The 12,897-nt window shown below is 62.5% G+C and carries 13 protein-coding genes; 5 read left to right on the top strand and 8 right to left on the bottom strand.

Going from position 1 to position 12,897, the window contains the following annotated elements:
- Nucleotides 1-27 precede the first annotated feature (27 nt).
- Entirely contained in the window at nucleotides 28-894 is an 867-nt protein-coding gene (locus tag ACYVG8_RS05440) for a LysR family transcriptional regulator (protein WP_051529006.1), read from the bottom strand.
- Nucleotides 895-1,102: 208 nt separating this feature from the next.
- On the opposite strand from ACYVG8_RS05440, the gene ACYVG8_RS05445 reads away from it, so the two are divergent.
- The 4 genes from ACYVG8_RS05445 to ACYVG8_RS05460 all read left to right on the top strand — a co-directional run bounded on the left by ACYVG8_RS05445 (nucleotide 1,103) and on the right by ACYVG8_RS05460 (nucleotide 6,482).
- A complete protein-coding gene (locus tag ACYVG8_RS05445) occupies nucleotides 1,103-2,626 on the top strand; it encodes an EAL domain-containing protein (protein ID WP_460745123.1) in 1,524 nt (507 codons plus the stop codon).
- A 76-nt stretch (nucleotides 2,627-2,702) separates the two neighbouring features.
- Nucleotides 2,703-4,316, top strand: coding sequence for a methyl-accepting chemotaxis protein (locus tag ACYVG8_RS05450; RefSeq protein ID WP_460745124.1), 1,614 nt, complete (start codon nucleotides 2,703-2,705; stop codon nucleotides 4,314-4,316).
- 102 nt (nucleotides 4,317-4,418) lie between these two features.
- The gene (locus ACYVG8_RS05455) at nucleotides 4,419-5,546 is read left to right on the top strand and encodes a pyridoxal-phosphate-dependent aminotransferase family protein (RefSeq protein ID WP_036386566.1); all 1,128 of its coding nucleotides are present in this window, start codon (nucleotides 4,419-4,421) and stop codon (nucleotides 5,544-5,546) included.
- Nucleotides 5,547-5,630: 84 nt separating this feature from the next.
- Nucleotides 5,631-6,482 carry a hypothetical protein gene (locus ACYVG8_RS05460; protein ID WP_028500073.1) on the top strand — a complete coding sequence of 284 codons (852 nt, stop codon included), beginning with the start codon at nucleotides 5,631-5,633 and terminating at the stop codon, nucleotides 6,480-6,482.
- 19 nt (nucleotides 6,483-6,501) lie between these two features.
- On the opposite strand, the gene ACYVG8_RS05465 is transcribed toward ACYVG8_RS05460, so the two are convergent.
- Complete coding sequence (locus ACYVG8_RS05465; RefSeq protein ID WP_028500072.1) at nucleotides 6,502-6,810, bottom strand: chaperone modulator CbpM; 309 nt, start codon at nucleotides 6,808-6,810, stop codon at nucleotides 6,502-6,504.
- A 3-nt stretch (nucleotides 6,811-6,813) separates the two neighbouring features.
- Nucleotides 6,814-7,761 carry a DnaJ C-terminal domain-containing protein gene (locus ACYVG8_RS05470; protein WP_460745125.1) on the bottom strand — a complete coding sequence of 316 codons (948 nt, stop codon included), beginning with the start codon at nucleotides 7,759-7,761 and terminating at the stop codon, nucleotides 6,814-6,816.
- 283 nt (nucleotides 7,762-8,044) lie between these two features.
- Between ACYVG8_RS05470 and ACYVG8_RS05475 the strand changes: the two genes are divergently transcribed.
- Nucleotides 8,045-8,494 (top strand): Hsp20/alpha crystallin family protein, encoded by a 450-nt coding sequence (locus ACYVG8_RS05475; RefSeq protein ID WP_460745126.1) that lies wholly within the window; start codon nucleotides 8,045-8,047, stop codon nucleotides 8,492-8,494.
- A 16-nt stretch (nucleotides 8,495-8,510) separates the two neighbouring features.
- Here ACYVG8_RS05475 and ACYVG8_RS05480 read toward each other — a convergent pair whose 3' ends face one another.
- From ACYVG8_RS05480 to ACYVG8_RS05500, 5 genes are all read right to left on the bottom strand, one after another.
- Nucleotides 8,511-8,834, bottom strand: a complete 324-nt coding sequence (locus ACYVG8_RS05480; protein ID WP_107889507.1) for a hypothetical protein — start codon at nucleotides 8,832-8,834, stop codon at nucleotides 8,511-8,513.
- A 69-nt stretch (nucleotides 8,835-8,903) separates the two neighbouring features.
- The gene (locus ACYVG8_RS05485; protein WP_460745127.1) at nucleotides 8,904-9,704 is read right to left on the bottom strand and encodes an alpha/beta fold hydrolase; all 801 of its coding nucleotides are present in this window, start codon (nucleotides 9,702-9,704) and stop codon (nucleotides 8,904-8,906) included.
- A 147-nt stretch (nucleotides 9,705-9,851) separates the two neighbouring features.
- Nucleotides 9,852-11,225, bottom strand: a complete 1,374-nt coding sequence (locus ACYVG8_RS05490; RefSeq protein ID WP_460745128.1) for a pyridoxal phosphate-dependent aminotransferase — start codon at nucleotides 11,223-11,225, stop codon at nucleotides 9,852-9,854.
- 10 nt (nucleotides 11,226-11,235) lie between these two features.
- Complete coding sequence (locus ACYVG8_RS05495; RefSeq protein WP_460745129.1) at nucleotides 11,236-12,090, bottom strand: L-serine ammonia-lyase, iron-sulfur-dependent, subunit alpha; 855 nt, start codon at nucleotides 12,088-12,090, stop codon at nucleotides 11,236-11,238.
- Nucleotides 12,091-12,137: 47 nt separating this feature from the next.
- Nucleotides 12,138-12,875 carry a serine dehydratase beta chain gene (locus tag ACYVG8_RS05500; protein WP_460745130.1) on the bottom strand — a complete coding sequence of 246 codons (738 nt, stop codon included), beginning with the start codon at nucleotides 12,873-12,875 and terminating at the stop codon, nucleotides 12,138-12,140.
- Nucleotides 12,876-12,897: the final 22 nt, after the last annotated feature.

Consider the following 12,897-nt stretch of genomic DNA (forward strand, 5'->3'; position numbering starts at 1 on the left):
ACGGCAAGAACATCGTCATGGGAAAGGTCATGCGAACTGTTTGCGCAGCATGTCGATAAAGAATCGCACCCGCGCCGGAAGATATTTTCGACTGAGATAAATGGCATAGATGCCGCTGACCGGCGGAGCCCATCCGGTCAATACCTGCTGCAATCGCCCGGCGCGCAGATCGGTATTGACCAGAAAGCTTGGCAGGATGGCAATGCCGCCATGGGCCAGCACCAGCTTGCGCACGATGCGCAGCGAGTTGACCTGGATCTGTCCATGCACCGGGACCCGTTCGGTCTGCTGCTCTGCCGTGCTCAGCTCCCAGAAGCGTGTCGCCTGGTTGTCATCGTGGACAATCAGCCGGTGCATGGCCAGGTCCTGCGGCGATTTCGGCAGCCCGGCACGCGCCAGATAGGCCGTCGACGCCACCAGGTACGGCTTGAAATCGGTCAGCTTGATCGCATGCAGGCTGGAATCCTTCGGCTGGCCGACACGAAGGTCGATATCGACACGCTCGGTGACCAGATCCAGCGGGCCATCGGTGGTGACCAGGTTAATCGAGACTTCCGGATAGCGGTCGGTGAAACTGACCACATTCTCGATCAGGAAATTGGATACCAGATAATCCGGCGCCGAGATGCGCAGCAATCCCCTGGGGGTGTCGTAGTCGTTCCGGACCTGTTCCAGCACTTGCCGGTAGTTGAGAAACAACCTTTTGCATTCATGAAAGTATTGATCACCGGCGGGTGTCAGCACCATGCGCCGCGTTGTCCTGACCACCAGTTGCGTACCGACATAGGCCTCCAGCCGCTTGATCCGGTCACTGACAACCGAACGGCTCACGCGCAGGGCAGCGGCCGCGCCGATGAATGAGCCTTTCTCCCCCAGCGCGACAAATGTCAGCACGCACTCAGGGTGCGCTATTTTATAGTTTTCCATCCTGGCACCAGTAAAAAACGGGCTATCTATATACCATCCCCAGTAAGGCAAATTGAATTATTCGCGTGGAATTTGCATATGAACAAAGGACAGAAACGCTGACCGAGAGAAACATCACAGCAATTCGTTACATCCGGCATCTATAATAAGCAGCAGGAAACTTCAATAATTCAGTGTGGCCGGTCATTTACCCAACGGTGCATCACACTGGCCTTCCTGGTGGGCACCAGGCCAGCCCACACAAAAAAGGCTGTTAGATTACCGCGTCCCGACACAAAAGAATGAACGCCATTGTTCTGACTGGCAGACATATGAGTTCAGTGTCATCCCGGGAGCATCATGCATAATGGTGCAACCTGAATTTCCTCAACCTTCCAGATATGCGATAGCCAATATGGAACCTTTATACCGAACGGAAGGGCGCGCGCTGGCGGGCATTTTTGACGGTGCCACACTCGAGGTGGCGGTTTCAACGCTATTAAAAGACCCGGAATGGAAACCCTTCGGTCTTGGCATATTGATGCTGGAAAGTTATCGCTCCGCCCTGACCAGTTGCGGCCGCAAAACAGCAGAAAAGCAGATTGCCCAGATCACGGAAACCCTGCAACAGCAGGTTGAAGCAACGTGGCCGTTTTTTCGCATTGCCGACGATATTTTCGTTTTCCTGGTACAGGGGCCGGATCGCACGGCCTTTCAGGGCGCATGCGAATGCCTGCGGGAGCAAATTGCCGGTTTGCGTTATGCGCTCAATGGTGAGGAATTCCCGATCCCGACCCGGATGGGACTCTTGTCGGTCGATGAGCGGGAAGCCTGCGCCGACCGGCTGATCGACCAGGCACTGGCCTATGGCCTGCTGGCCAGGCCCACTGACGGCATCCACTTTGCCCGGGCGGTCAGCGCACACGAACATGACCAGCGCATCTCGCCGCATCACTGGATTGCGCGCATCCACCAGTCGGTCGCCGACGACCGCTTCGTGCTGTTCTCGCAGCGCATCCTGCCCCTGCATCCGCGCCGCCAGGATGAATACCGGCATGAAATCCTGTTGCGGATGATGGATGCCCAGGGCCAGATCTGGTCGCCCGGCTATTTTCTGCCAACGGCGGAGCGACTGTCACTGACGCCGGATATCGATCGCTGGGTTATCAGGAGCACCTATGAATGGCTGAGCCGGCATCGGCAGCATCTGGGAGTCAGCCGCCTGTCGACCTCGATCAATCTGTCCGGCCATATTCTGTCCCGGCCTGCCCTGGCGGATTACGTCCTTGAACAGCAACGCTTGTACGGGATAGACAGCCGGGAAATTTTCTTTGAAATTACCGAGACCTCCGCGATTACCGACCTGCCGCAGGCGATTGAAACCATTCTGGCCCTGCGTCAGCATGGCTATCGCTTTGCACTCGACGATTATGGCAGTGGCATGGCCACTCTGTCGCGCATGCGCGACCTGCCGGTCGATCTGATCAAGGTTGACGGCAGCTTCATCAAGAATATCGCCAACGATCCGGTCAGCCGCTATCTGGTCCAGCATATCTGCGAAATCAGCCGGGCACTCGGCCGCGAAGTCCTCGCTGAGTTCGTTGAAAACGAAGCCATTCTTGATTGCATTACCGAGCTGGGATTCGACTATGCGCAAGGGTATTGCATTGGTCGTCCCATTCCCCTGCAGCAACTGCAGAACGGGCTGGGTCTTGCCTGAATTTTTTTGCCTTGAACATTAGTATTTAACAATACTTTTCATAACCGGAACTCGCATCCTTGAAAGCACCTTTCCCATGAGAATCTCCACTCGTCTTTACAGTCTTGCCGCCTTTGGCATTCTGGGGCTGCTGATCATGACCCTCACTGCTTATCGGGATTTTTCCTCGATCCGCGATGAAAACGCCATTATGCAGACTCAGATTCTGCCCTCGGTCCAGCGCATCAATCAGATCGAGGCGGAATTCGCCGCCAGCCGGCGTGCCGTGCTGCAGCACATACTGGCGGGACCGGAAGGCAAGGCCAAATACCTGGCGCTGTTCCAGCAGGCGCGAAAAAACATCCTCGAACACATCGAATACTACAATACCCATCTGGTGGCCGATGACAAGGACCGCCAGAACATGACGGCGGTCCAGCGCGAGTTCGATACCTATTATGCGGAAGTGCCGGCCGTCTTCGCCCTGTCCGATCAGGGTCGCCAGGAAGAGGCGCGCGCCATGTCGGCGCAGAAAGTCACGCCGGTCTCCGAGAAGACCGGGGTCATCCTCGAACAGGCGGTGGAACACAACCGGGAACTGCTTGCTGAAGCCAATCAGGCCCTGGGCGACGCCATTGCCCATGGCAATACCATGCTGATCAGCACGTTTGCCGTCGTCGGGCTGATCCTGCTTGCCGCCAGCCTGTGGACGCTGAAGAAGATTCTGCTGCCGCTGACCGGCCTGCGCGACGGGCTGATCCAGCTGTCCGGCGATTACGACTTTACCCGCCGCTTCGAACGCAAGGAAAAGGACGAAATCAACGAGGCATTCCAGGCGCTGAACGCCCTGCTCGGCGTGCTGCAGGCCAGCTTCACCCAGTTGCGCTCGCTGAGCCAGAACGTCAATCAGACGGCGCATGCCGTGGCATCGGCCTCGACGCAGATGACTTCGGCGTCGCAGCATGTCAGCGAATCGTCGTCCAGCATGTCGGCCGCGGTCGAGCAGATGACGGTCAGCATCACCCATGTCGCCGACCGCGCCCAGGAAGCCGATCAGCGCTGCCGTGAATCCGGCACCGAAGCGAATACCGGCGGCGAAGTCATCCACGACACCATCGGCACCTTCCAGCAGACCATGGTCGCCGTACAGGCGACGGCGGAGCAGATCACCCGGCTCAAGACCCACACCACCAATATCGGCACCGTGGTCAACGTGATCAAGGATATCGCCGACCAGACCAATCTGCTGGCGCTGAACGCCGCGATCGAAGCCGCGCGCGCCGGCGAGCTCGGCCGCGGCTTTGCCGTGGTTGCCGATGAAGTGCGCCTGCTGGCCGAACGCACCGCGCAGTCGACCCAGGAAATCACCGGCACCGTGCACAGCATTCAGGAAGAGGCGAGCCAGACCGTCGAGGCCATGCGTCAGGTCGTGAACCGGGTCGAACACGGAATGGAGCAGGCCTCGCAGGCCACCGAGGCGATCCAGCGCATCATCGACGGCACCGGCAGCGCGGTCTCGCAGGTGTCGGAGATCTCCGGCTCGATGCGCGAACAGTCGCTGGCCAGCACCAATATCTCGCAGCAGGTCGAACGCATCGCGCAGATGATGGAAGAGAACCACGCCAGCGCGACCAATACCACGGCCTCGGCCGAGGAACTGAAACAGGTCGCCCAGGAAATGCACGGCACCATCGAGAAGTTCAGGATCTGAAAGGGGCGGGAACGGTCCCCGTTCCCGCCGCGCGCTTGCCGCGCGATTTTGCCCGGGTGTATCGTCGTCGGCTTCCTGCCTACCCGCCCCCGGTTGTCCATCATGCCCCGACAAGCACTCGAACTTTTCATCCCCGGCCCGACCTGGCTGCGTCCCGAAACCCGGCAGGCTGCCCTGCTGCCGGAATTCGGCCATCGCGACAGCCAGGCACGGGAGGTGGTGTCCTCCATTTTCGACAATCTGCGCGCCATCGCCGAATTGCCTGACGACTACGATATCGCGCTGGTCAACGGCAGTGGCAGCACCGGCATGGAGTGCGCGCTGCGCTCGCTGGTCGCCGACGACGACCGCCTGCTGTGCGTCACCGTCGGCGTTTTCGGCGCACTGTTCCATTCGATGGCGATCGGCAACGGCAAGCAGGTCGAACGGCTCGATTTCGAGCCCGGCTGCAGCATCGATCTGGACGTCCTTGAACACACACTGCGCAACGGCCGCTTCAATGTGGTCACGCTGACCCACAACGAGAGCTCGACCGGCGTGGTGTCCGATATCGTCGGCGCCTGCCGGCTGATCCGCGCCCATGGTGCGCTGCCGATCGTCGACGGCGTCAGCCTGTTCGGAGGCGACCACAGCCGCATCGCCGACGCCCTGCCGGCGGTCTATGCGACCACCACCCAGAAGTGTCTGGCGCTGCCGGCCGGCCAGGCCATCCTGTTCGTCCACTGCGACGCCCTGGACAAGGCGGCACAGGTCAGCAACCGCGGCTATACCAGCGACCTGCTGAAGCACGTCGAATTCGGCCGCGACCGGCAGATCATGACCACGCCGGATACCACGCTGCTGAACCAGATGCAGGTCCAGCTCGACACCATCGTCCATGCGGAAGGCGTACTGCAGCGCTTTGCCCGCCACCGGGCGATGCGGGCCACCGTGCGCGCCTGGGCCACCGCCCGCCCCGACCGGTTCGAGCTGTTCGTTGCCGACGCCGACGCCTCGCCCAGTCTGACCACGGTCAGCATCGACCCGGCGCTGGACCCGGCCGCCCTGAAAGCCACCATGCGCGAGCGCGGCTACCTGATCGACACCGGCCACAAGAAGCTGAACGACATCCTCGGAGCGCAGTCGCGCCGGCTGCTGATCCGCATTCCGCACATGGGCGATATCGGGCCAGCCATGCTTGACCGCTATCTGGACGCACTCGACAGCGAATCGGCCGCGCTGCGGCGCTGACGCCGCGGGTCAGGTATCGGCCTGATGGTCCGTCCCGCCGGGACGGACTACCGTGTTCCGGTCAGATTTCCGGAATCGCCCTCCATGTTTGTCGCTCCTTCCCCCCAGCCAGCTCCCTCCTCCCGGCAGGGCCTGGCATCGGGCCTGTCTTTCCAGGCAACACATCACGGAGTGACCTTCAGTGTCAGTACCGACGGCACGCCACAGAGCCACGGCCTGCTGTTTCCGGAGAGCGGCATCCCCCTGGACCAGGCCGCCTCCGATCCCGCCCATTTCCGGCAGCGGCTCCAGGGCCTGCGGCAGGAAGAACGCCAGGCCATACAGTGGGCAATGGTCGGACAGCCCGCTGATGTTCTCCAGCCTGTCCACAAGGGCATGCAGGTGGAGGCGGGCCTGTATGCGACGCTCAACAGCCATCTCGCCGACGGTATCCGGCTCGATCCGGGCGAATGGTCCATGATGCGGGACCTGTCATCCGCGCTGGGCAGGCTGCCGCCGGTACCCGGCGAGTACCTGCGGGTCGTCGAGTACCGGGACCTGGCCGCCATTCCATGGGGTACGGCCATTCAGGTCGGTGATCTGGTAACGAACCACCCGTGCTTCATGAGCACCACCCCCGATGACAGTTATGCAAAATGGGCCGTTGGCGAATACGCGTGCTCGGCGCAGCCCTATGCCCTCGTCTTTTGCAGGATCGGGTCGGCAACCAGCGGCGTCCCGTTATGGCCCGGCGTTGATGCCCGACCGGGAAACCCGTCCGTGGTGCTGTTTCCCAGGGACGCCTGCTTTCTGGTGAAAAGCATTGCCAGGGCACAGGCGACCGGGCAGGCTTTTCCGGCCATGCGCATCGGCGTGGTGCTTGAACAGGTCGCCGGCGGCCAGCCGCTCAGGAACCTCCACTCTGGCGAGCCGGTGCGGGTCCGGACCCCGTGGTGAGTCCCGACCGGCCCGGATTTCAGCACAGCCCGGCGGCCCGTGCCCGGATGCGCAGCGCATCCATTTCTTCCAGCAGGTCGGCCATCAGCGCCGCCAGCTCCGGCACCGCGTCGAAATCGCGTTCCAGTTGCCGCATGCGGCGGGCACGCAGGATGGAAACGGTCGAGAAACGCCATACGCCGGCCACGCTTTCGGCATGTGGAAACAGGCCTTCCTCGATATGGCGCAGCAGCCATTGCGGCTCCACTGCGCAGGCACCGGCGACCTGCTCCAGCGTAAGCCAGGTGTCTTCCACCAGACTGCCTATCAGGATGTCTTCATCGTGCATCGCTCACTCCCTCCCCTGCTGCCGCGGATCGAAAGCCAGATCCCGCGCCATGGTCTCGTACAGTTCCCTTGCCCGCGGCGTATCGGCAGGCGGCACCACTATCCGGATATCCAGCAGCAGATCGCCCGGCGGCTCGCCGGGAATGCCGCGTCCGCGTACCCGCAACCGGCGCCCTCCCTGCGCGCCCTCCGGCACGCGGACCCGAAGGCTGCCCGGCGGCAGGTCCACGGTCACGACGGCACCCAGCGCCGCTTCCCACGGCGTGACCGGCAAATCCAGATGCAGGTTGCGGCCGTCGGTACGAAAACGCGGGTGCGGCTTGAAGTGGACTTCCAGCAGCAGGTCGCCAGCCGGCGCCCCGCCCGACCCCGGGGCCCCCTGGCCGGCCAGCCGGATCATCTGCCCCTCGCACACCCCTTTCGGGATTTTCACGCTCAGCGTGCGCGTTCCCACCCCGACATGTCCCTGGCTGTCGAGTTGCGGAATGCGCAGTGAAATCTGCCGCGTCGCGCCGGTAAAGGCATCCTCCAGATCCAGCAGCACCTTGGCCCGGTGGTCGTCGCCATGCACGGGGCCGGTGGCACCGCGGCCCCGGTGAGGACGGCCTCCCGTCTGACCGAACAGGCCGGCAAAGAAGTCGGAGAACTCCGCCGCCTCGCCCGGCGAGAAGCCATGTGTGGAAAATTCGAAACCGCTGTCCCAGTCCGGCGGGGGACGGAAATCCTGGCCCGGCTGATAGCCCTGTGCCAACTGGTCGTAGGCGACGCGTTTTTCGGCATCCGCCAGCACCGCATAGGCCTCGTTGACTTCCTTCATCCGCTCTTCGGCTTCCGGCTCCCGGGAAAGGTCCGGATGGTATTTGCGCGCCATGCGCCGGAAGGCTTTCTTGATCTCATCCGCCGTCGCGGTGCGATCCACACCCAATACCTGGTAGTAATCCTTGAATTGCATGCCCCTGCCCCATATTTGAAATTGCGCGAGTTCCGGATTCCTTCCCCGACTTCATTTCATCACTATAGAAGCTATGCTGAAGACGGCATCGGGATTGCCCGGTCCGGGGCCGGCCGGATGTATGGCCGACCCGTTCCGGCCCAGGCGCAGCAAGGGAATCAGGACCGGGCGTGCTTTCCGGATTCTCGCCAACCCGGGTCAGGAACACTGGCAATGACAAATACCGGCCCAATGGTTTTTTTCATGCAGCATGTTTTCAAACCGTACCCAAAGGAGCGTCACCATGAGTTTGATCAAATGGGATCCATTCACCGAACTTGAGGAAATGTCGCATCGCCTGAATCGCCTGATCGGGCGCCCCGGTCTGCCGGCGTCCACCGGCAGCGAGATGCTGAAGATCGTCGACTGGACGCCGTCCGCCGATATCAGCGAAACGGAAACTGCCTATCTGATCAAGGCAGAAATCCCCGGCGTGAACAGGGAAGATGTCAGCGTCACGGTCGAGGACGGGGTGCTGACCATCCAGGGCGAGCGCAAGGCGGAAAAGGAAGAAACCGGCAAGAAGTTCCACCGCATCGAGCGGTCCTACGGCAGCTTCGTGCGCAGCTTCCGCCTGCCGCAGGGTGTCGACGACACGGCGGCAAAGGCCGAATTCAAGGACGGCATGCTGAACATCACGCTGCCCAAGTCCGAACAGGCCAAACCCAGAGCGGTCAACATAAAAGTGGACTAGACGGACCGGTGCCGGCTCAGGCCAGGTGATACTTGAGCCAGAACGCTTCCCGGCAGGCATTGTCGAAGCTTTTGCCGGCCGGGCTCACCTGGCAGCACGGCGCGTGCCCGATCACTTCGTAACTGATCCAGCATTCGGCACAGGCCAGTTCGCTCGGGAACTGGTCCTGTTCCACCACGCGGCGGAGGTGCACACCGTTGTCGAAACGGTAGTCGGTGCACTCCCGCTGCACCTCGAAGCCCTGATCCAGCCAGCGCTCCCGCGCGACGGACTGTTCCACGATCGAGACCGGGCCCGGCAGGCCGTGGATCACGCCAACATACGTCACCAGCCTATCCATGGCGGCACTCCGCCCCATCGGCGATCCCGTTCATGCGCTGTCGTACCATTGCCGCTTCGCTCTTCCTGCTCAGATAGCCGCCACTTTACCATCCTGACCGGCCAGCGGACCGAGGAAGCGCCCGACTGCATCAATCACGACGTTTTCCTGCTCGCGATGCGGCACATGACCGCAGGCCGGCACGATTTCGGCCACGGCAGGGCCGCTGCTCAACGTACGGATGCGCTCGGGATGTCGCAGCGAGCCGTATTCATCGTGCTCGCCATGAATTGCCAGCAGCGAACAATGCACCCGCGACAGTTCCTCATCCAGATTCCAGTGCAGAAAATCCGGAGCCAGCCAGGTGTCGACCCAGGCGTCGAGCACCCACTGCGCCTTGTCGCCGTGGTATTTCCGGAGCCGGTCGAACTGCGCCTCGTCCGCGAAAGTCTGCCGGGCATGGCGGATGCCGGCCAGCGTCCGTTCTTCGACGAAAGCCTGGGCCGATTCAGTCACCACACCCTGACACTGTGCCGGAAAGCGCGCCGCACAGCTGACCGCCATCGCACCGCCGACACTGTGGCCGAATGCGATGAAATGCTCAATGCCCAGCTGCCCGCACAGGGCCGGAAACACCTGCCCGGCCTCCTCCCGCACGAAATGACGGTCCAGCAGGCCCGGATGCGGATCGGAGCGGCCGAATCCCAGCCGGTCATAGGCAATCACCTGACGCCCGCTCGCCTGCGACAGCCGGTCCGGAAAGTCCCGCCACAGTGCCACGCAGCCGAGCGAGTCGTGGAACAGCACAATCGGCGGCAGCATGCCGCGCTCGCCCCAGCTGCAGGCAAAAAGACGGCCTTGCGGTGTATCGATGCGGATTTCCCGCGCCATGGACAGTCTCGCGAAAAGGGGACAGGAAAAGCATGGCACCGGCCATGGCGGCAAATCAAGCCGCAGCCGGGGCGACCGCCATCACCAGAGACAAAAAAACCGCCGCGTGAAACCTCGCGCGGCGGCCAGACGGACCCTGCCCCTTGCTCAGGCATTCACCGCCAGCGGCTTGAGCAGGGCATGCAGCGAGCGGCCCATGCGCTCGATTCCCTTCACTACCCGGTCCTTCGGTTCCGCGGTGTAGCACATGCGGAAGAAGCCGGGCTCGCGGCTGAAGCATTCCTGCCCGGGGATCAGGGAGACGCCGGAACTGGCCGTGATGTATTCCGACAGGCGTTCCTCTCGCGGGTCGATGTCGGGGTGCAGCGCTTTGTGCAGCGCCTGGTGCTCGCTGCCGTCGGGTGGCGGTACACGGTCGAGAAATTCCCGCAGATCGAGCCAGAAGAAGATGGCACTGCTGTTGTGGTCAAGGAATTTCAGCCGTGCCGAAGCCAGGGCTTCGCGGGTGGCGGCATACTGGGTCCTGAGCAGCGACGAGGCTTTCGGTCCGGCGTAGAGCTGCATGGCTTGCTGCGCCAGCGCGGGATCGGGCAGACCGTCCCCGTCGAGGAACAGCGGGGCCAGGGTGCGGTATTTGAGCGAATCGAAAGGAGTGAACCAGGCCATGGTGCGCAAGGAGGCATCGCCCGACATCAGGGCATGCACCTTCTGATTGCGCGAGATCACGAAGCCCACCTTGAAGCCCGACATGCCGAAATCCTTGGCCAGCCCCCAGACGGCGTGCACCCGCTCCCGCCCGTCCTCGCCGGCCTCGCGCACGGCGTCGAGGGCAAGGGCCGGCACGAAAGGTTCGCCGCCTCCCACCTGCGAGAAAAAGTAAATCTCGTCGGAGATGATGTGCATCCGGGTTTCTTCCAGGACCCACTTGTAGATGGCGTTCAGCGTTTCCGGGGAATAGTTGCCACCCAGCGGGTTTCTGGGGTTGGTCAGCACCAGGAACTTCGGCTGCGGCTGCACCGAGAGACAGGCCCGCTTCACGTCCTCCAGCGTGAGCTCGAACTTGTCGATGCCCTTCTCCAGCAGATCGAACGGCACGAAGCTGACGCGCGGCCGCTGGGCAAAACTCCAGGGAAAACCGTACCAGAGCGGTGCGGGCGAAATGGCGACATCGCCCGGCGTGCCCAGAATGAAGGCCAGGCATTCCAGCGCCGCCGACGTGCCCCCCACCGCAAACACGTCCTGGGCAGTCAGCAGATCGCCATGGCCCCAGGCCTGGTTGAGAAAACCGGCCCAGCTGGAGCGAAAGGCATCGCTGCCATAGAACTTTGGCGGATAGCGCAGATCTCCCGCGGTAAAGGGTCTGGCTGCGTCAAAGAGATGCGCCCGGTAGAAATCGAACAGCAGGACATTCTCGGCAGTCGACAGGTTTACCGCATAGGGGGCAGCAACGCTGCGGTAGTGCGCAACGCGCTCTTCCACATCGGTCAGGTGGCGCAGGGACAGGTTGTGTGTCAAGGACATGGCAATCCCCTCAGCAGGTGGTACGGGACAGGGAGATCCGCATGTGTGAACGGGCCGTGCACAGTTCCCGGGTCGGCGGGAACAGATCGGGGCGCCTGGCCTTGACCTCGTCCTGCATCACCAGGGCAAGGCCGCCGGTCGAGGTTTCCTTGTACTGGTCGTTCATGTTCTCCGAGATCTGCTGCATGGCCGTCACCGCCTTGTCGAAGGGGATGTCGGACACGAAGGCCGTTCCCAGCTTCGCCATCGCCTGGGCCACGGTCACGGCGACGATGGCCGCACTCAGGTTGCGGTCGATGCACGGCAGTTCCACCAGCCCGCCCACGGGGTCACAGGTCGACCCCAGCTGGTCCTCGAGCGAAGCCTCGGCCGCATTGAAGGTGATGATGTTGTTGTTCCCGCCCAGCAGATGGGCGAGGCCACCGGCAGCCATGGCGCCCGACGTCCCCACTTCGGCCTGACAGCCGCCCACCCCGCCCGAGATATTGGCATTGCTCTTGACGATGCCGCCCACGGTACTGGCGATAATGAGGAAACGCAGGATGCCGTTCAGTGCCGTGCCCGGAGTCCGGCCGAACAGCCAGTCGATCTCGTCCTCGTCCGCCTGGGTGACGATGTAATGGTAGAGAACGGCGGGCACCGTGCCACAGGAGCCGTTGGTGGGGGCCGTCACCACGTGCTTGAGTGCCCCGTTCTGCTCGGACACCGCCAGTGCGAACAGGCTCACCAGATCGAGCTGCTGCTCGAAGCTGAAATCCCTGGACAGCCGGCGCAGGCTGCGGAAAAAAGCTTCCTGCGTACTGGTATCGGCCCGATCGCCAATGAGATTCCGGTAGAGCGTCTTCGCCCGCGGGGTGGCGAACATCACCTTGTAGCAGTCATCGTCGTCGGCGTAGGTAACGCCATCGTAGATCAGCGCGTGCCCATCTGCAAGCCAATATCCTGCAGATAGGCAACCACGCCGGCCCGGTCGGTCGGCAGGCCGGGCTGGGCCGGGTCGGGATGCGCCTTGCGGTATTGGGCGAAGGCCTCCTCGTTCTGCATGATGGCTTCGCACAGGTCGCCGGGCGCGGCAGCCACCAGGGTGGCGGCATCAACGTATTCCACCGGCAGGCTGGTCAGTGCCTGATAGAGCGGCTGCATCACCGGTGCAGTGCCATAAGAGCCGCCGCCGTAGGAATAGTAGGTCAGTTCATCGGGCCGGCCGCTCGCCGGCGCGCCATCCCGGTAGGTAAAGCGGAAGACCATCTTTTCCTTGTCCGTATCTTCCCGGGTATCGAAGATCAGCTGATAGGCCACGGTCGGGCCGCCCGGATAGGCAAGGCTGGAGAGCTGGGCGATATCGGTGATGGAGGAAATGCCCAGCGTCGCCTTCAGCTGGGAGCTGACGTCGAAGGTCATCACATCCTTGCCCAGCAGTCCGAGCGGAATGGCGATGGTGGTGTAGTGCCCGCGCCCGACAAAGGCCAGCGAGCCGTAAAGGGTGACGGAAACCACCTCCAGATCCGCCAGCCAGCCGCCCGTTGCCAGGGCGTCGTAACAGGCCATGGCGGAGCGCCAGGGCGCCAGGGTGTGGGAGCTGGACGAGCCGATGCCCTTTTTCAGAAGATCGCAAACGCTGAATTTGATGAAGTCTGTCTGTACAGTCATGGTGCCTCCCTGGTGAGGCCGG

Source organism: Microvirgula curvata (assembly GCF_054781615.1).